Here is a 20,104-nt window from a genome sequence, read left to right as displayed (position 1 = left end):
GAATAGGGATAGAACAGGAGGATGTTGAGACATGGAATTTGGTATGGTCATAATGATGATTCAGTTATTTTTTGGTGTGGTGATCGGTTTGTATTTCTGGAATTTGCTTCGTGGTCAGAAAACGAATCGCGGTGCGGTGGAGCGTGAATCCCGCAAGGAACTGGAGAAGCTGCGGAAGTTGCGCTCTATTTCACTCACTAAGCCCTTGGCAGAAAAGACACGTCCGGCAACCATTAATGATATTGTAGGGCAAAAAGACGGACTCCGCGCCCTTAAAGCAGCGCTATGCAGTGCTAACCCACAGCATGTCATTATATATGGCCCCCCAGGGGTAGGGAAAACAGCTGCGGCAAGGGTGGTTTTGGAAGAAGCCAAAAAGAATCCATCATCTCCTTTCAAGGCTGACGCCAAATTCACGGAACTCGACGCCACGACGGCGCGTTTTGATGAACGGGGTATTGCTGACCCTTTGATTGGTTCAGTGCATGATCCGATCTATCAGGGAGCAGGAGCGATGGGCGTAGCTGGTATTCCTCAGCCGAAACCCGGTGCCGTTACGAAAGCGCATGGAGGGATGCTTTTTATTGATGAGATTGGTGAATTGCATTCCATTCAAATGAATAAACTGCTGAAAGTGTTGGAGGATCGCAAGGTCTTTTTGGAAAGTGCGTACTATAACTCGGAAGACACGCATACTCCTGCTTATATCCACGATATTTTTCAAAATGGTCTGCCAGCTGATTTTCGTCTGGTCGGAGCGACGACTCGTTCGCCCCATGAACTGCCTCCAGCCTTACGCTCGCGGTGCATGGAGGTCTATTTCCGTCCATTGCTGCCCGAAGAGATTGGACAAATCGCGGAAGATGCCGTTCAGAAAATCGGATTCAGTCCATGTCCAGAAGCAGTTGATGTGGTTAAACGCTATGCAACCAATGGCCGTGAAGCGGTCAATATCATTCAGCTCGCTGCTGGGCTAGCGTTGACTGAAAAACGTGAAACGCTGCAGGCATCGGATGTGGAATGGGTCGCTGGCAGCAGCCAGATTCAACCCCGGCCAGATCGCAAGGTACCTTTGCGGCCACAGATCGGTTTTGTGAATGGCTTGGCCGTATATGGACCGAATATGGGCACCATTTTGGAGATCGAAGTATCTGCTGTTCCGGCTCTACGAGATCAGGGACGGATTAACATTACAGGAGTTGTGGATGAGGAAGAGATTGGAGGCGGTTCGCGCACTCTCCGGCGAAAAAGCATGGCTAAAGGCTCGGTTGAAAATGTGTTAACCGTATTAAAGGCCATGGGTATTCGTCCTAATGATTATGATTTACACGTCAACTTCCCAGGTGGAACGCCAATTGATGGCCCATCTGCCGGGATTGCTATGGCAACTGCCATTACATCAGCCATCCAGGGGCGCCCGATTGACCATGAGACAGCGATGACTGGCGAGATCAGTATTCATGGCCGGGTAAAACCGATCGGCGGTGTACTCGCCAAAGTGGAGGCTGCATTCCAGGCAGGTGCTAAGACAGTCATAATCCCTGCAGAGAACTGGCAGTCCATTTTTGAAAATCTGGATGGCTTACGGGTTATCCCGGTCGATACCGTTGAAGACGTATTCCGAGAAGTATTTGACTGGGTGCCTAATGAGGAGCAAGCTAAACAAATCAACCTTGCGGAGGATACAGCGACACCTGCACCGGAGATTTTTCCGCCGGCATCCGCATCTTATTTACGTGCTGACTTGCCCCGTCCAGGACAGGTTACAGATTCGGGAAGCTGCTAAGCGCTTCCCTTCATTGGTTTTTTATGTGAACATTTGATAGAATAATGAATGACTACAACCTGAGAGCCATTGGAGGTGCGAAAGCGATGGGACCGAGCAAAGCGAAAGGTCGTCGTTTTCCTTTACTGCCTTTAAGAGGACTTCTCGTCTACCCGAGTATGGTACTGCATCTCGATGTGGGCCGGGAGAAATCGGTCAAGGCTTTAGAAAAAGCGATGGTAGAAGAACATTTGATTCTCCTATGTTCCCAAGCCGAGGTAAATATTGAAGAACCAACACAAGAAGATATTTTCAGAATCGGAACCGTTGCCAAAGTCAGACAGATGCTGAAGCTTCCAAACGGGACGATTCGTGTACTTGTGGAAGGCTTGGAACGGGCTGAAATCATTGAATATACGGACAACGAGGAATACTATGAGGTTCTGGCTCAAGAGCTTCCTGAAGAGGAGAACAGCCATCCGGAAACGGATGCACTGATGCGTACAGTTCTGAACCAGTTCGAAAATTATATTAATCTGTCCAAAAAGGTTACACCTGAGACACTTGCGGCTGTGTCCGATATTGAAGAACCCGGTCGCTTGGCTGATGTTATCACCAGTCACCTGTCATTGAAGATCAAGGACAAACAGGAGATTTTGGAGACCATTGACGTTCGTGAACGGCTGGAGAAGTTGCTGGACATCCTGAACAATGAGCGGGAAGTACTGGAGCTTGAACGCAAAATCAGCCAGCGCGTGAAGAAACAGATGGAGAAAACCCAGAAAGAATACTATCTGCGGGAGCAGATGAAGGCGATTCAGAAAGAGCTGGGCGAGAAAGAAGGCCGTGCTGGCGAGGTGGAGGAACTCCGAAATCAGATGGAGGCTCTTGACTTGCCGGACAAGGTGAAGGAAAAGGTTGAGAAAGAAATTGATCGACTGGAGAAAATGCCATCAAGTTCTGCCGAAGGCGGCGTTATCCGCAACTATGTGGATTGGCTGCTGGGACTGCCTTGGACGCAGATGACAGCCGATGATCTGGATATTCAGAAGGCTGAAGATGTGCTAAATGCAGATCACTACGGTTTGGAAAAACCGAAAGAACGTGTGCTTGAATATCTGGCTGTTCAGAAGCTGGTGAAAAAGCTTAAAGGACCGATCCTTTGTCTTGTTGGACCTCCAGGGGTCGGCAAAACATCGCTTGCTCGCTCCATCGCCAGATCCCTTGGACGCGAATTCGTTAGAATATCGCTGGGTGGCGTGCGAGATGAAGCGGAAATTCGCGGTCATCGTCGTACCTATGTGGGGGCAATGCCAGGCCGTATCATTCAGGGCATGAAGACAGCGGGTTCACTCAATCCGGTGTTCCTGCTGGACGAGATTGATAAAATGGCTTCCGACTTCCGTGGAGACCCTTCCGCAGCGTTGCTTGAGGTACTAGATCCCGAACAGAACAACACGTTTAGTGACCACTTTGTAGAGTTGCCGTTTGACTTATCTAACGTTATGTTTATTACAACTGCCAACACAGTGCATAACATTCCACGTCCGCTTCTGGACCGGATGGAGATGCTCAATATTCCGGGGTATACTGAGCTGGAGAAGCTGCAAATCGCCAAAAACTATTTGCTGCCGAAACAGAAACAGGACCATGGCCTGGAGGAAGACCAACTGAATATCGGGGATGACAGCTTGCTGCGTGTCATTCGTGAATATACACGAGAGTCCGGCGTGCGGAATCTCGAACAGCAGATGGCTTCGTTGTGCCGGAAAGCAGCCAAAAACATCGTCTCTGGTGCGGAAGGTCAGATTAACATTACACCGGATGAAGTGAAGGATTATCTTGGTCCGGGTAAATTCCGCTATGGTATGGCCGAACTGGAAGATCAGATTGGTACGGTGACGGGACTGGCGTGGACGGAAGTGGGTGGAGATACCCTCGTGATCGAGGTTACCGTTGTACCTGGAACAGGCAAGCTGACGCTGACGGGTAAATTGGGCGATGTCATGAAGGAATCGGCTCAGGCGGCATTCAGCTACACCCGATCCAAAGCTGCACAGCTTGGCATTCCGTCCGACTTCCACGAGAAGAACGATATCCATATCCACGTTCCGGAAGGAGCCATTCCGAAGGATGGACCATCTGCAGGAATTACAATGGCGACTGCATTGATCTCTGCTCTAACGAACAAACATGTCTCCAAAGACATTGCCATGACTGGTGAAATAACGCTGCGTGGTCGTGTGTTGCCAATCGGCGGACTTAAGGAAAAATCACTGGCGGCCCATCGCGCCGGTTACAAAAAAATATTATTGCCCAAGGATAACGAACGGGACCTGCGGGATATTCCGGACAGTATCAAGGAAGATGTGGAATTTGTCCCCGTAGCTCATATGGATCAAGTGCTGCAACATGCGCTTGTGGAACAGGCAGGATTACACCTGTAGTTCGTTAAACCAGGGATCGTATGAAGAGTAAACCGTTCTGCGGAAGCTTTGGCGTCCGCTGGAACGGTTTTTTTGGTATGATAGAACAATCCATGGCATAATACCAACAACAGCTCTAAGTCAGAGCACAGGAGTTAAAGAGAGGAAAGATACATTATGAAAGTAAATCAATCCGAATTTATTATCAGTGCCGTTCGGCCTGAACAATACCCCGAGGACGGCCTGCCCGAGATTGCCTTGGCGGGACGATCCAATGTAGGGAAATCATCTTTGATCAACCGTTTGATTAATCGCAAAAACTTGGCACGGACAAGTTCTACCCCTGGTAAGACCCAGCAACTGAACTATTATAAGATCAATCAGGATCTCTACTTTGTCGATTTTCCGGGTTATGGCTATGCCAAGGTATCGAAAGAGCAGCGTTTTGCCTGGGGTAAGATGATGGAGAAGTACCTATTGCAGCGCAAGGAATTGAAGCTCGTTATGCAGATGGTGGATATCAGACACGAACCATCCAAGGATGACAAAATGATGAATGAATGGCTGCGTCATCATGGGCTTCCTCTCGTTGTGGTAGCAACCAAACTGGACAAGATCCCCAAAACACGTCGACCAAAACATATCAAAATCATCAAGCAAGGGCTGGATCTTCGTCCAGGTGATCTGTTTGTACCGTTTTCTTCAGAAGAAGGTATAGGAAAAGAAGAATTATGGGAGATCATTACCCGCTTTGCCGGAATCGGTCAAGCTTCAGCGGAAGAAGAGCCACAGGCTGAGGAAAATCACGAAGACTCCGAAATTAACGGATAACCGGGAATTACGGCATTTCGGCGCAGGAAAGCGAGCAACTGGGGTGAATCTTTGATGCGATTAAGAATTAATCCATATATTATGGATTTTCGTGAAAATTCATTGTTTTATTTTGGGGCGAAATAGCTATACGGTAGTGTATAATGAGTATAGGTGCAATCGTAACAGTACCAAAGTAGCGGCCTTGCCGACCTGAAGAATTTTGAGATCACTGCCACATGTGCAGGAAACAAAACAATCGGGAAAGAATTGAGGAGATTTTTATGGCTCAGCGATTAGCTACAGAGTATGTTAAAGCCACTTTGAAATTATCAGAACCCCAGATGCATCAGTTTTTGCGGATGACAGAAGACGGCCGGATTCATCAACGTGTGAAGGTGATGGAGAATGGCTGTCAGGAAATTGTGCTCGTAGATGTGAGTGGAGAAGAAGTTCATTTCCCGTTTGACCGCAGGGAAGGGTTTTATATCTGTGAGTTATCTTGCCGCTTGGTAAACCATCATCTGACGAACGTAGTCCGGAAGCTCTTTATGACCTTTAAGGGTGACGGCGTTGTTCATCGAATTTATGAAGAGTTCACCATGACGTATGTTTATACTCAAGGCGTTGTTCGTAAAATTGTAGAGCAGACCGGTGAGAATATCCGTGTCATCTATGAATACAAAAATTCGTTGCTTGAGTTACAGCGTGTATTCCAGGCACGGGATGTTGAACGCGAGATCATTCGGGTATACGCCGAGATTGATTCGTTACTCGATGCAAGAATGGATGTTTCTACTTCTGAACAGCTCCAGCAGATTGATGAAAAGCTTGCTCGCCACCAGAAACGGCTGTTTGAGCTTGAAGCCTATTGACCTAAAAGTGTGAATAATACAAGTCCCCAACGAACCATCCCCCAATGCTCTGATCTGGCACATTCCAGGCAGCTGCGAAAGGGGATTTTTTTTTGATTTTGGTAGCTTGCTCGGTCCGTAATCTTTTATTTTTATCTTCCTAAAAGGGGTTGCAATCCCTTTGAATAGATGTTATTTTTAATCTCGAATTGCAAGTGGAGATACCAGAAATGAAACTAAATGCATGTTCGACAGTATGAATAATGTTTACATATCGGGATGGAGCGAAGATCACCCCAAACCTGAATAGTCATGGAGCCATCCATGGCTATTTGTTTTATATGGGATTTTCATGAATCTTTATCTTTAAAACAAGTATTTAACGCATAACGGTGAAGATTGGTGAGACACTACAATAAATGACAATGCATAAGATGATTTACATGGGGATTTCATAAACATTTCATAAAAATGGCCCAGTCATACTATGGATGTGTGATATAATTAACCATGTCAATCATAAATGGATGAACATATGTAGAAAACACTTTGATTGGAAATTTATTAGGCAGGTGAACTTGCAATGCACATCGTTGTCGTTGGTTTGAATTATCGCACGGCGCCTGTAGAGGTTAGGGAACGATTCACATTTGCAGAAAAGGACTTGTCTGAAGCGCTGCAGCAGCTCAAGCTGACCAAGAGTGTATTGGAAGGTGTAATCGTAGCCACATGTAACCGTACCGAGTTGTATGTTGTGGTAGACCGTCTTCACATGTGTGGTTATTTTATTCGGACGTTCATGGAACAATGGTTTAATGTTCCGCGGGAAGAATTTACGCAACACTTATATATATATGAAGATGATCAAGCTATGCGCCATTTGTTCCGTGTCATTTGTGGGCTGGACTCAATGGTTATTGGCGAGACTCAGATTCTTGGACAGGTGAAACAGGCTTTTTTCAAAGCACAGGAAGAGAAAGCTACTGGAACCTGGTTTAACATGCTGTTCAAACAAGCTGTTACATTGGGCAAAAGGGCACATTCAGAGACTTCGATCGGAGAGAGTGCGGTATCTGTAAGTTATGCTGCTGTAGAATTAGGCAAGCGTATCTTTGGTATGTTTACGGATAAGAAGGTGCTGATTCTGGGTGCCGGCAAAATGAGTGAACTTACAGTAAAACACTTATATAGCAACGGAGCCTCCGAAGTCATTGTGGCGAATCGGACACTTGCGCGAGCTGAGGAATTGGCAGCGAAGTTTCGGGGGACCCCTTGTACGATGGAACAGGCATTAGAGCGACTGAATGAGGTTGATATTGTCATTAGTTCGACGGGGGCAGAAAGATATGTACTGGATGCCACTGTCGTTCGAGAGAGCATGAAGCGTCGTCAATCGCGTCCACTGTTCCTGATTGATATTGCTGTTCCGCGGGATATCGATCCGGCGATCGGCGAGTTATCCAATGTATTCCTTTATGATATTGATGATTTGGAAGGGATCGTGGAAAGCAATCTGGAGATGCGCAAGGTAGAAGCTGCTAAGATCGAGAAAATGATTGAACTTGAGATGGAAGATTATTATCAATGGCTCAAAACCTTGGGCGTTCGTCCTGTCATTCGGGCATTGCAGGAAAAAGGTGCTTCCATTCATGAAGAAACAATGGATAGTCTGTTTAATAAATTGCCTGAACTGGATGAACATCAGCGTAAAGTTATCCGCCGTCTGACGAAAAGTATCGTGAATCAAATGACGACCGATCCGATTAACCGGATTAAGGAAATGGCTGGTACCAAGCATGGCGATGAAGCACTGCGCATGTTTACTCAGATCTTTGCTCTGGAGGATGCAGTAGAGGTGGCCGCTGAGAAAGTAAGTCAGAGTGATGCCACGGCTCTGCGCAAACCGGATCCCGTTCATCTTAACGATTCCCGGCAAGACCCCGTGCCGGCTTATGCTCCGGCAGGCGTATAAGGCGGGTGGGCAGCTTGACCCTAGCTGAACAAATTTATGAAGCTTTAATTTATATGTATGCCCTGAGCCTACTGTTCTATTTCTCGGACTGCATTCGACGCAATGCGGGGGCGAAGCGGACAGGCACAGGGTTTCTTGTTGTTGTGTGGGCGCTTCAGGTGTTCCATGTCATTTTACGCATGCTAACCGAAGGTCATTTTCCGATTTATACCACGTTTGATTTTTTGTTTATCTTTTCATTTAGTATTGTGTTGATGTCTCTAGTAATGACTCGAATTCAGCGTTCCGAATTTGTCATTTTATTGCTGAACGTGGTTGGTTTCTCCGTTACGGTGTTGAATCGATTGTGGTTTACAGCAGGTGAGATATCTCTGCATAACTGGCAGACTGTGCATGGATTGCTTATTATGCATATTACGTTGGCCAATCTTGGTTTTGCGGCTCTGACGGTGGGTGCTGTATTTGCCTTGTTATATCTGTTTTTGCACCGTAAGCTGAAGAATAAGAAATGGAATGATACCGTACGTCGTCTGCCGAGTCTCGAAGTGATCGGCAAATATATGGATGGTGCTACATTGATAGGCACACCTCTTCTCGGTGTTTCTATCATGCTCGCGGTATTGTCCATTGTGGCCGAAACGCGTTGGAGCCTGCTCTTGGATCTCAAGGTTATTGCAACAGGACTAGCCATAGCAATCTATGTGGGATACTTCGTCTTTAAGAGAAGAAAACAGTTTTCCACAGTCATTATGGCGAGATGGACGCTGATCGGATACGGCTTTGTCATTATCAGTTTTTTATCCAATGCGTACTCAGCGTTTCATCGTTGGACGGGAGAGTGAAGGGATGGAGCGGTACACGCCAATATTTATGGATATATCAGGGAAATCCTGCTTCGTGGTTGGAGGCGGACGTGTCGCTGAACGTAAAATAAAAGGTTTGCTTCATGCAGAAGCGCAAATCAAGGTGATTAGTCCGGAAGTTACGCCAACGTTACAACAATTGCATCATGATTCCCGAATTCAATGGCTGGCCCGGTCCTACCGCAATGGAGATTTGCGGGGGGCCTTTCTCGTATATGCAGCAACCGACCATAGTGAAGTGAACACAGCTGTTGTCCAAGAAGCTGAAGAAGCGGGTATACTGGTTAATGACGCCATATCTTCTGAGCGAAGCACCTTTATTACACCAAGTGTGGTCCGGCGTGGAAGACTGAGCATTGCGATATCGACAGCTGGAGCAGGACCTGTGGCCGCAGCAGAGATTCGTGACACCTTGGAGCAGCAATTCGGAGATGAGTACGAGACATATATTGAATTTTTGTATCAGATGAGGATGGAAGTAAAGGCACGTGTATCTTCTTCAGGTGTCAGAGCTAAATTACTTCGTCGTTTAACCGAAATGAATGTGCTGGAAAAGATCCGTACAGGTCAGTTTGAGTGGTGGACCGAAGAACAAATTGGGGACTGGATATCCCATAATCAGGAGGACGTGTAGACATGCGGACAATTAAAGTGGGAAGCAGACAAAGCGCACTTGCTTTGACCCAGACAGGCCATGTAATTCAAGATTTACGTGATATTTGTGAACGGGAAGGGTTAGCTTTTGATTTTGAAGTACATAAAATCGTTACAAAAGGAGATTTGATTCTCGACGTAACCTTGTCAAAAGTTGGAGGCAAAGGACTATTTGTCAAAGAGATTGAACAGGCGATGATGGATCGCACGATTGATATGGCTGTTCATAGCATGAAGGATATGCCTTCCGAGCTGCCACAAGGGTTGACGAACGGTGCAGTTCCGCGCCGTGCGGATCCTCGTGATGCACTGATTTCAAATGGTGGACTCACTTTGGATCAATTGCCGGAAGGGGCAAGAGTGGGGACGAGCAGTCTGCGTCGATCCAGTCAACTGAAAGCATACCGTCCGGATTTGCAACTTGAATCGCTTCGTGGCAATATTGATTCCCGCCTGCGCAAGCTGGAGACAGAAGGTTTGGACGCTATTATTTTGGCTGCCGCTGGGTTGTATCGAATGGGCTGGCAAGATCGAATTACGGAGTATCTGTCAGAGGAGGCTTGTCTTCCCGCAATAGGTCAGGGTGCGCTCGGCATTGAATGCCGTGAAGATGATGCCGAATTGCTCCATCTGTTGCAGTTGTATAACGATCCGGAAACCGCATTTCCTGTGTTGGCTGAACGTCGCTTCCTTAGTGTATTGAATGGGGGCTGTCAGGTTCCGATTGGAGCTCATGCCGTATGGGTTCCACAGCAAGATGAAGATTCCCCGAATGGACAAAACACGTTACAATTAACAGGTATGGTCGGTACGCCGGACGGCGGACTGATTCTTAAAGAAGCGATGACGGGCAAAGATCCGGTTCGTCTTGGAGAAGAAGTGGCTTGGAGATTGATTGAACGGGGAGCAGAGCAGATACTGGCAGAAGTTAGGGGATGAAGTCATGGTGGGGAAGGTCTTTTTGGTTGGTGCAGGTCCAGGTGACGCCAAGCTGATTACGGTAAAAGGCTGGGAAACGATCGGTCGGGCGGATGCTGTTGTTTACGATCGGTTGGCAAGTCCAAGATTACTCAAACAAATGAAGCCCGGCGCGGTTAAGATTTATGTGGGTAAACGGCCGGATCGACATACGATGAAGCAGGAAGAAATCAACCAGCTGTTGGTTGATCTCGCACTGGAAGGCAAGATTGTGGTCAGACTTAAAGGGGGAGACCCGACGATATTCGGACGCGTAGGGGAAGAGGCTGATCTGCTGCGCAAAAACGGCGTTCCTTTTGAAATCGTACCTGGTGTAACCTCAGCAATAAGTGTACCTGCTTACGCTGGAATACCTGTGACCCACCGCGACTATGCTTCCTCTATTTCTATCATTACGGGGCATGAGAGTCCGGACAAGCTTGACCGCAGTATTCATTGGGATAAAGTGACGAATGCTACAGGCACACTGGTATTTATGATGGGCGTCTCCAAAATCGGATATATCAGCGAACAGTTGATTCGTCACGGACGCCCTGCGCAAACACCAGTGGCATTGATTCGCTGGGGCACAAGGGCAGAGCAGGATACGATCACAGGTACGCTTGAAGATATCGAAGCAAAAGTCATCGCTGCGAATTTTCAACCACCCGCTGTCATTGTTGTTGGTGAGGTGGTAAACCAGCGCGAACAGTTGAAATGGGCGGAAGCACTGCCGCTGTTTGGCAAACGCATTTTGGTGACGCGAGCACGCAGTCAGGCTAGTGAATTGGTCAACCGAATCGAGGAACTTGGCGGTGAACCTTACGAATTTCCGGTAATTGAGACCGTGATGCCATCAGGGGAGTCGGCACAGGAAAGTGTCAAACAGGCTTTTGGTGCGTTAAATACGTTTGACTGGGTATTTTTCACGAGCGTAAACGGAGTGGAATTCTTTTTCCGTCATTTGCAGCAGCAAGGTAAGGATATTCGCGCCATTCATCAAGCGAGAGTTGCAGCGGTAGGACCTTCCACTGGGGAAGCTTTGCGTAAGTATGGCATTGTAGCGGAGGTCATTCAGGGGCCATTTCAGGCCGAAGGTATGCTGGAAGCTTTTGAAAGTGAACTGAAGCAAGGGCAGAGGGTTCTTTTACCTCATGGAGATCTTGCGCGCTCCTGGTTGCCTGAACAGTTGAGGGAGCGGGGACTTCTGGTTACCGAGGCCATTATCTATGACACCATTCTGGCTGGCGAGGATGACGATGAACTGCTGAAGCTGCTTGAAGAGGGCGGGATTCATGCGATGACCTTCACAAGTTCATCCACCGTCACCAATTTCATGAGCATTCTGAAACGAATGGGATTGCAGGATCCCTTACCTTTATTGGAAAATGTAGAGGTTGCATGTATCGGGCCTGTTACAGCGAAGACGGCAGAAGCAGCAGGCTTGAAGGTCACCATGATGGCCGAAGAAGCAACCATTGAGAGTCTGATTTCTGTGTTGTCTGAGTGGAAACGAAAGCCTGTTACAGAAGCTGTATTTCCCCGTTAAACATATAAATTGAACCGCAATCGATAGATGAAGCGTGCTGAATTCGTTACGATACCGGCGCGCTTCGCTTTTTGCTCCACATCACGATTCAGGGAGGTTTCACACGTATGAGTTTTCCAATTGTACGGCATCGCCGTTTACGTCAATCCACAGGTATTCGCAATATGGTGAGAGAGACCCATTTGACTGTGGATGATTTTATCCAACCTATCTATGTTACTTATGGTGAAAATGTAAAATCCGAAATCAAATCCATGCCGGGCGTATTCCGCTTCTCGCTGGATCGTCTGCAGGAAGAAGTGAAGGAGATTGCCGATCTGGGTATTCCGGCTGTGCTCTTATTCGGTATTCCGGAAACCAAAGACAGTGTTGGTTCGTCTGGATTCGCTGAAGATGGCATTGTACAGGAAGCAACGAAGCTGATTAAGTCCTGGTACCCTGAGCTGCTGGTTGTTGCTGATACCTGTCTGTGCGAATTTACTGATCACGGTCATTGTGGTATGGTGCACACCGTGGAAGTGGATGGTCACATTTGCGGAGATGTTCTCAATGACGAATCACTGGAGCTGCTCGTGAAAACAGCGGTATCCCAGGCGAAAGCTGGAGCAGACATTATCGCACCATCCAACATGATGGATGGATTTGTCCAAGCGATCCGTGCGGGACTGGATGAGAATGGTTTTAGTCACATTCCGATCATGTCCTACTCCGTAAAATATGCTTCGGCATTCTACGGTCCATTCCGCGAAGCTGCGGATTCCACGCCACAATTCGGAGATCGCAAGTCGTATCAAATGGACCCGGCGAATGCTCGTGAAGCATTGCGTGAAGCCGAAACTGATGTGCTCGAAGGAGCAGACATGTTGATGGTGAAACCTTCACTGTCCTATCTGGATGTCATGCGTACGATCAAGGACCAATTTGATCTTCCACTGGTTGCTTACAATGTAAGTGGAGAGTATGCCATGGTGAAGGCAGCGGCGATTCAAGGCTGGATTGATGAGAAGAAAGTGGCTATGGAAATTTTGCTGAGTATGAAACGTGCGGGTGCAGATATGATTATTACGTACTACGGAAAAGACGCTTCACGCTGGTTGGCCGAAAAATAATAGCTTGCTCCCATAACAGCCAGGATGAACAAAACGGATTAACATTTATCAAAATTATATAAAAGGCCTCTTCCTAAGGTGTGGAGGGGCCTCATCACTAAGGAGGATGTTCATGACTGCACAACAAGGAACTCGTCGCAATGATGAGCGCTCACGCAGCGCATTTGAAGAAGCCAAACAGTACATACCTGGGGGTGTGAACAGCCCCGTTCGAGCTTTCAAATCGGTAGGGCTTACCCCGATCTATGCAGAGCGTGGCGAAGGATCGAAAATCTATGATATTGATGGCAATGTTTTTATTGATTATGTGGGATCCTGGGGTCCGCTCATTATGGGACATGCGCATCCTGACGTTGTAGAAGCTTTGCGTGAGACAGCTCTTAAAGGAACAAGTTTTGGTGCGCCAACACTGCTGGAGACCGAGATGGCTAAACTCGTCTGTGAGCGTGTGCCTTCGATCGATATCGTACGAATGGTGAATTCCGGTACGGAAGCAACCATGAGTGCGATTCGACTAGCACGTGGTGTAACCGGACGCAGTAAAATTTTGAAGTTTGAAGGATCATACCATGGGCATGCTGATAGCTTGCTGATCAAAGCAGGATCTGGTGTAGCAACACTGGGTCTGCCTGACAGCCCTGGTGTTCCTGAAGGTGTGGCTATAAATACGATTACGGTTCCATACAATGATCTGGAGTCCGTGAAACTTGCTTTTGAACGTTATGGTGAAGAATTGGCCGCCGTCATAGTGGAACCTGTTGCAGGTAATATGGGAGTTGTACCACCCGTTTCAGGTTTCCTTGAAGGCCTGCGCAGTCTGACGTCTCAATATGGCAGTCTGCTCATTTTTGACGAAGTTATGACCGGTTTCCGTGTAGGCTTGAACTGTGCACAGGGACGATATGGCGTTACACCTGACCTGACTTGTCTGGGTAAAGTCATCGGTGGCGGGCTTCCGGTGGGTGCTTATGGCGGCAGACGTGATCTGATGGAACAGATTGCTCCGACCGGACCGATCTATCAGGCAGGTACACTGAGCGGTAATCCGCTCGCTATGGCAGCAGGTTATACGACACTCAAATTGTTGACACCGGAGGTCTATGATCGTCTGGAGACGCTGTCCGCACGTTTGCAGGCTGGGTTTGAGAAGAATGCAGCAGAGACAGGTGTGGCCATAACGATTAACCGTGTTGGTTCGATGGTATGTCCATTTTTCAGTGCTGTTCCGGTTACGAATTATGATATCGCCAAAGAAAGCAATCTGGATCAATTCCGTCGTTACTTTGCGGCCATGATTGATCAGGGTGTGAGTGTTGCGCCTTCCCAATACGAAGGTATGTTTGTCTCTGGCGTGCATACGGAGCAGGATATTGACGATACAATTGAGGCGAACCGTAAGGCTCTTCAATCATTATGACCATTAAAAGTTGGAAACGCCGTGGGGAATGGCTTGAGCTGATGCCAGGCAAAGCAGTGACAAGCAGTTCAGACAGACAAACGGCTGCAGAACAATGGCTCTTGTCTGAGCTTCAGTTACCAGAGAAGATGTTGCGTCAGCTAAAGACGAACCAGGGCATACAACTGGCAGGGGACCGGCTTCGGCTGGCCCTTTTTGCGTCTCACCCGATTGATGTAGAACCGCGCTGGGCGGATATCGATGTTCTGTATGAGGATGACTTCTGTCTGGTCGTGCACAAACCGGCCGGAATGAAGCTTCATCCTGATGGAAGCCGGGCGGATCAAGCGATTACGCTGGATCACGCGGTTGCCTCCTATTACGAAATGAATGGGATTCAGGCGAATGTACGTCATGTTCACCGTCTGGACGAGGATACAACTGGGCCTGTTTTATATGCCAAAAATGCTTTTGCTCTCGCCAAACTGGATGAAGCCATGCGTCGTAAAGACATTGGACGCCATTACGTCGCCATTGCAGGCGGTCAGATATCCACGGAGCTGAATACGATTGATGCTCCGATTGGTAAGGACAGGCATCATAAGCAGCGCAGACGTGTCTCTGAAGGTGGGCAGGACGCTGTAACTCACGTGAAGATCGTGGAGGTTTGGGATAGGGCGACCCTTGTCCGGCTGACACTGGATACAGGGCGCACACACCAGATTCGGGTGCATTTAAGTTATGTGGGGCATCCCCTCATCGGAGATGAGTTATATGGAGGCAGAAGGGATTCTATTGGTCGGCAGGCGCTTCATGGTGAGACTCTGAGTTTTAGTCATCCGCTGACAGGAGCGCGAATTAAAGTGGCTGATCCTTGGCCGCAGGATTTCGAACAACTGGCAGGGCGGGAAGGCAAGGACCAATAAACTGGGAAGGTTTGCACAAAAGGTGGCATGCTCATCTCATTCAAGGCATATAGATGGGGTAACGAAGGATTTGGACCATGGATCAGTCCCATGAGAAGGATCATGGTGAACATATGCCGAAAGGAGGACGCCACCTTTGTTGAATCAACCTTATGGTTTGCGGTTCGATATTTATGAGCGCGTTCATTTGTCAGAGGGAGTCCCTGCAATTGAGGAACTGGAGGAAATTGAGTTATACCCCCGAATTCAGGTGATAGGTCAGGATGATCATGCAACATTGCGAGGCCATCTTTTACTGACAGGTGCGTATCGGGGAGAGAACGAGATCTCGGAGGAACTCAAACATTTTATCCCGGTGGAGATCACAGTACCCCTGAACCGGGTAAGATCACTTGAAGATATTTCCATTGAGATTGAAAATTTTGATGTCGATTTGTTATCCGACCGAAGTTTGAACATTACAGGCGTATTGTCTCTTCGCGGTATCGAGGGCTTTCCGGTGGAGGAACCGCAAGTCTGGTCAGCAGATGAGTTTACCGTTGTCCATTCGCCCGACCCTCAGCAGGGCGACCGTTCTGCTGAAACAGAACAGACAGGCAGCCGTCCTAATGTATTTGCTCAGGAGTATTTGCTTCAACGGAGCGAAGAGGAGTTGCAGCAGGAACATTTATTTCAAGCTTCTTCCGAACAGTTTCAATCCTGGCAGCAAGGGGATGGAAACGCCGATCCAAGTAAAATATTACCTGAAAACGAAGCGTCCTCGTCCTTGAGGGATAAGGAAGATGAAGCGCAAGCAGCTGAATTGTCCGATACGCCTTCTCCCGTTTCGTCTTTTTTGGCGGAGACTGCTGACAGATTGGCTTCTTACCCTGAATCCGAGCCTTTGCTTCCTCTGGCTGAAGAGTCGTCTGTTTGGTCCGAGCCTTCCGTCGAGACCTTACATACGAATTTAAGGAACTCGGAACAAGCTGGTTCCAAACCGGACGCGCGGCCTTTGGATGAACAGGCAGCACCGGATGTATGGCATTTTGAATCTGCCCGATCTGAACCAAAGCCAGAGGAGCAGGCAGTTGCAGATGTTCCGACAGGTTCGCAGTCAGAGAACTGGCAGGATGTCTTCGCAGCGTCTGAACCGGAAATTTCAGAGGAAGACAGACCTCCTCTTGAAGCGTTGGATACGAATGAGTTCGCTGAAAAAGAAGCATTTATCCCTGAACCTGTGGCTGAGACGGAAGACAAGCCGGAGCTCAAGGTTGCTTTTGGCAGCAAGAGAGAAACTGCACCCAAACAGGAAGAGGGCGTAGGTATTTCCTCCTTGTTATCCTCCGGCAGAGTTACACGGGAGGCGGAGGCAGAACGAGAGCAAGAGGCACTTGCTGGGGTCCAGCAGGAAGAAACATACCAGCCTGATGATGTCGAGTGGAAGAACCTGTTTCTCGGCACCATTGTCGATCAGACCCCGTTCCGTAAAGTAAAGTTATGCATTGTACAGCGTGAAGAGACGCTCGATACCATTGCAGACCGATATCAGTTAAGTACTCGAGAGCTCCAGTTGTATAACCGATTATCTGAACAGGTTGTGGAAGAAGGACAGATTCTATATATCCCTTAACCTGTAGGCAGGTTTAATGACCATTTCGACCCGTGATCCCTTGAGGATGGCGGGTTTTTGCTTTGTCTGCCCTTAACCTGCATTGCAGCGCGCTTTTTCCGCTGTTGTCAGGTTGACTATCGGGCACGGGCAGGGTATGATGTGTTTAGGTTTTTTGAAGAACAACGTGGATCGGGAGTAGTAGACAGTATGACCTTTCAGAGAGCGGGATTGTAGCGCTGGGAAATTCCGTAGGAACCAACTGATCGAAGTCGCCCGGGAGTTGCCTGTTTGAATACAAGGGATGAGTAACTTTAGTATCATTCATTCCTGAGGTAGGATGGGCCGGTCGCAGCCGTTATCTGCTTGAAGTGTCACGTAAGTACAGAAGGGGTAGTCTGTCTTTCTATCTGCGTGAAACAAAGGTGGTACCGCGAAAGCTAACCTTTCGTCCTTTGATGGATGAAAGGTTTTTTTGTTTTTTGGCGATGATGAATAAGTAACGGAGGAATGACACATGTCTGAACAAAAAAATTCAGCTGCAACAGAAATGCCAACCACATATGATCCGAAAGCTGCGGAACAAAAATGGTATTCCACTTGGATGGAAAATGGATATTTTAAGGCTGGCCAGCGTAAAGATGCTGAACCTTATACGATTGTAATCCCACCCCCGAACGTAACCGGAATGCTCCATATCGGGCATGCGCTCGATTTCACACTGCAAGACATTCTGATTCGTACTAAGCGGATGCAGGGCTATGATGCACTGTGGCTGCCAGGTTCTGACCATGCGGGGATTGCTACCCAAACCAAAGTGGAGCAGAAATTGCGTGAAGAAGGTCAGACTCGTTATGATCTGGGACGCGAAAAGTTCTTGGAGAAGGTGTGGGACTGGAAAGAGCAATATGCAACAACCATTCGTCAGCAATGGGGCAAAATGGGCTTGTCGCTCGATTACTCGCGTGAACGTTTTACACTGGACGAAGGTCTATCCCAGGCTGTACGTAAAGTGTTTGTTCAACTGTATGAAAAAGGCCTCATTTATCGAGGCAAACGAATCATTAACTGGGACCCGGTGAACCGGACTGCACTGTCCGACATTGAGGTTGAATATAAAGAAGTTCAGGGTCACTTGTACCATCTGCGTTATCCGCTCAAAGACGGAAGTGGGTATGTTACAGTAGCGACAACTCGCCCGGAAACGATGCTGGGAGATACGGCAGTTGCTGTTCATCCGAAGGATGAGCGTTACGCGGATATGATCGGCAAGGTGCTTGTTCTGCCTATCATCGGACGCGAAATTCCGGTTATTGCAGATGAGTACGTAGATAAAGATTTCGGAAGTGGGGCCGTGAAAATTACGCCTGCTCATGATCCAAATGACTTCGAAGTAGGTCTTCGTCATGATCTGCCACAGATTACGGTGATGGATGAGACGGGTACGATGAATGCCGAAGCAGGCAAATATCAGGGACTGGATCGCAGCGACTGCCGTAAGCAGATTGTTGCCGACCTGCAAGAACAGGGCGTATTGATCAACATCGAGGATCATACGCATCAGGTTGGACACAGCGAACGGACAGGAGCTGTCGTTGAGCCGTATTTGTCGACACAGTGGTTTGTTGAGATGAAGCCGCTCGCGGAAAAAGCGATTGAGAAGCAACAAAGCGGTGAAGGAGTTCGTTTTGTTCCGGACCGTTTTGAGAGAACGTATCTGAACTGGATCGAGAATGTTCGTGACTGGTGTATCTCTCGTCAATTGTGGTGGGGTCATCGCATTCCTGCCTGGTATGACGAGGAGACTGGAGAAGTTATTGTATCTGCTGAAGATCCGACAACATTGCCAGAATACGCTGGACGCAAGCTGAGACAGGATGAAGACGTTCTGGATACATGGTTCAGCTCCGCATTATGGCCGTTCTCTACATTAGGCTGGCCGGAAGACACGGAAGATCTGAAACGTTATTACCCGACAAGTGTACTCGTAACAGGGTATGACATTATTTATTTCTGGGTGGCACGCATGATCTTTACCGCTCTGGAGTTCACGGAAGAGGTTCCGTTCAAGGATGTGCTGATGCATGGTCTTGTTCGTGATGCAGACGGACGCAAGATGTCCAAATCGCTCGGCAATGGTGTTGATCCGTTGGATGTGATTGAGAAATATGGTGCGGATGCAATGCGTTACATGATCTCCACTAGCAGCACTCCAGGACAGGATCTCCGTTTCCGTTGGGAGCGGGTTGAACAGGCTCGTAACTTTGCGAATAAAATCTGGAATGCATCACGCTTCGCCCTGATGAATCTGGAAGGCTTCACCTATGAAGATCGTGATATTAGTGGAGACCTCGGAACAGCGGATTATTGGATTTTGCACCGCCTGAACGAAACTTCTCGTGATATTACGCGTCTAATCGAAGCATATGAATTTGGAGAAACAGGCCGTTTGCTGTATAACTTTATTTGGGATGACCTGTGTGACTGGTATATTGAATTTGCGAAGTTGTCCTTCTACGGGGAAGATCCGGTTGCCAAGAAGAAAACACAATCGGTGCTTGCTTATGTGCTGGATCAGACTATGCGCCTGATTCATCCGTTCATGCCGTACATTTCTGAAGAGATCTGGCAGCATCTGCCGCATGAAGGCGAGACGATTACGTTGGCTTCCTGGCCGGTGTATGACCCTGCATTGGAAAATCCAGAAGCGGTTGCTGAGATGAACCTGCTTATGGATACCATTCGTGCAGTGCGAAACATCCGTGCAGAAGTAAATGTACCAATGAGCAAGAAAATTGAATTGATGGTAAAAGCGAACAACGCAGAGACATCCAGCATCATTGAACGCAACAGCCATTACATCAAACGTTTCTGTAATACGTCCGAGTTCGACAGCGGCCTGGATCTGAGCTCACCGGATAAAGCGATGACTGCTGTCATTACTGGGGCTGAGCTGTATTTGCCGCTGGCGGGTCTTATTGATATTGATCAGGAAGTGGCTCGTCTGGAGAAAGAGTTGCAGAACCTTGAGGGCGAAGTACTCCGTGTGGAGAAAAAGTTGGCGAACGAAGGCTTTGTTGCCAAGGCTCCTGCCAAGGTTATCGAGGAAGAACGCGCCAAGCAAGCGGATTATTCCGATAAACGGGATAAGGTGATTGCACGAATCAAGGAACTGAAAGGTTAATATATTCGGGTCGGATGGAGTGCTTATGCGCCATCCGGCCGCTTTTTT

The 20,104-nt window shown here is 48.0% G+C and carries 14 protein-coding genes and 1 other annotated feature; all 14 genes read left to right on the top strand.

The annotated features are described in order from the left end of the window. The first annotated feature begins 31 nt into the window (after positions 1 to 31). The 14 genes from lonB (at position 32) to RS891_RS25435 (ending at position 20,056) form a co-directional block, all read left to right on the top strand. Positions 32 to 1,786, top strand: a complete 1,755-nt coding sequence (gene lonB / locus RS891_RS25500; RefSeq protein WP_113055882.1) for an ATP-dependent protease LonB — start codon at positions 32 to 34, stop codon at positions 1,784 to 1,786. An 86-nt stretch (positions 1,787 to 1,872) separates the two neighbouring features. Further along, complete coding sequence (gene lon, locus RS891_RS25495) at positions 1,873 to 4,212, top strand: endopeptidase La (RefSeq protein WP_113055881.1); 2,340 nt, start codon at positions 1,873 to 1,875, stop codon at positions 4,210 to 4,212. A 156-nt stretch (positions 4,213 to 4,368) separates the two neighbouring features. Then, positions 4,369 to 5,022, top strand: a complete 654-nt coding sequence (gene yihA / locus RS891_RS25490; protein ID WP_315793554.1) for a ribosome biogenesis GTP-binding protein YihA/YsxC — start codon at positions 4,369 to 4,371, stop codon at positions 5,020 to 5,022. Positions 5,023 to 5,285: 263 nt separating this feature from the next. Next, on the top strand, positions 5,286 to 5,876 hold the full coding sequence (locus RS891_RS25485) for a non-ribosomal peptide synthetase module (protein WP_113055879.1): 591 nt from the start codon (positions 5,286 to 5,288) through the stop codon (positions 5,874 to 5,876). Between the two features lie 562 nt (positions 5,877 to 6,438). Next, positions 6,439 to 7,827, top strand: a complete 1,389-nt coding sequence (gene hemA / locus RS891_RS25480; protein WP_113055878.1) for a glutamyl-tRNA reductase — start codon at positions 6,439 to 6,441, stop codon at positions 7,825 to 7,827. A gap of 14 nt (positions 7,828 to 7,841) precedes the next feature. After that, positions 7,842 to 8,669 carry a cytochrome c biogenesis protein CcsA gene (gene ccsA / locus RS891_RS25475; RefSeq protein WP_376040466.1) on the top strand — a complete coding sequence of 276 codons (828 nt, stop codon included), beginning with the start codon at positions 7,842 to 7,844 and terminating at the stop codon, positions 8,667 to 8,669. A gap of 4 nt (positions 8,670 to 8,673) precedes the next feature. Continuing rightward, the gene (locus tag RS891_RS25470) at positions 8,674 to 9,324 is read left to right on the top strand and encodes a precorrin-2 dehydrogenase/sirohydrochlorin ferrochelatase family protein (RefSeq protein WP_113055877.1); all 651 of its coding nucleotides are present in this window, start codon (positions 8,674 to 8,676) and stop codon (positions 9,322 to 9,324) included. A gap of 2 nt (positions 9,325 to 9,326) precedes the next feature. Beyond that, positions 9,327 to 10,283 carry a hydroxymethylbilane synthase gene (gene hemC / locus RS891_RS25465; protein WP_315793553.1) on the top strand — a complete coding sequence of 319 codons (957 nt, stop codon included), beginning with the start codon at positions 9,327 to 9,329 and terminating at the stop codon, positions 10,281 to 10,283. 4 nt (positions 10,284 to 10,287) lie between these two features. Beyond that, positions 10,288 to 11,850 carry a uroporphyrinogen-III C-methyltransferase gene (gene cobA, locus RS891_RS25460; RefSeq protein WP_113055875.1) on the top strand — a complete coding sequence of 521 codons (1,563 nt, stop codon included), beginning with the start codon at positions 10,288 to 10,290 and terminating at the stop codon, positions 11,848 to 11,850. A gap of 107 nt (positions 11,851 to 11,957) precedes the next feature. After that, positions 11,958 to 12,959, top strand: coding sequence for a porphobilinogen synthase (gene hemB, locus RS891_RS25455; RefSeq protein WP_079696601.1), 1,002 nt, complete (start codon positions 11,958 to 11,960; stop codon positions 12,957 to 12,959). A gap of 112 nt (positions 12,960 to 13,071) precedes the next feature. Beyond that, positions 13,072 to 14,376, top strand: a complete 1,305-nt coding sequence (gene hemL / locus RS891_RS25450; RefSeq protein ID WP_091001980.1) for a glutamate-1-semialdehyde 2,1-aminomutase — start codon at positions 13,072 to 13,074, stop codon at positions 14,374 to 14,376. Continuing rightward, entirely contained in the window at positions 14,373 to 15,281 is a 909-nt protein-coding gene (locus tag RS891_RS25445; protein ID WP_315793552.1) for an RluA family pseudouridine synthase, read from the top strand. The genes hemL and RS891_RS25445 overlap by 4 nt, the downstream gene beginning before the upstream one ends. Positions 15,282 to 15,417: 136 nt before the next feature. Beyond that, entirely contained in the window at positions 15,418 to 16,893 is a 1,476-nt protein-coding gene (locus RS891_RS25440) for a LysM peptidoglycan-binding domain-containing protein (protein ID WP_315793551.1), read from the top strand. A 158-nt stretch (positions 16,894 to 17,051) separates the two neighbouring features. Beyond that, positions 17,052 to 17,331: a binding site (T-box leader), on the top strand. 58 nt (positions 17,332 to 17,389) lie between these two features. Further along, positions 17,390 to 20,056: a valine--tRNA ligase gene (locus tag RS891_RS25435; RefSeq protein WP_113055871.1), complete on the top strand. Its 2,667-nt coding sequence runs from the start codon at positions 17,390 to 17,392 to the stop codon at positions 20,054 to 20,056. Positions 20,057 to 20,104 lie beyond the last annotated feature (48 nt).

The organism is Paenibacillus sp. BIC5C1 (assembly GCF_032399705.1).
In the GTDB taxonomy this organism is placed as follows: domain Bacteria; phylum Bacillota; class Bacilli; order Paenibacillales; family Paenibacillaceae; genus Paenibacillus; species Paenibacillus taichungensis_A.
Note: the sequence above shows the minus strand (reverse complement) of the source record. Positions and strands in the feature narration are given on the sequence as shown.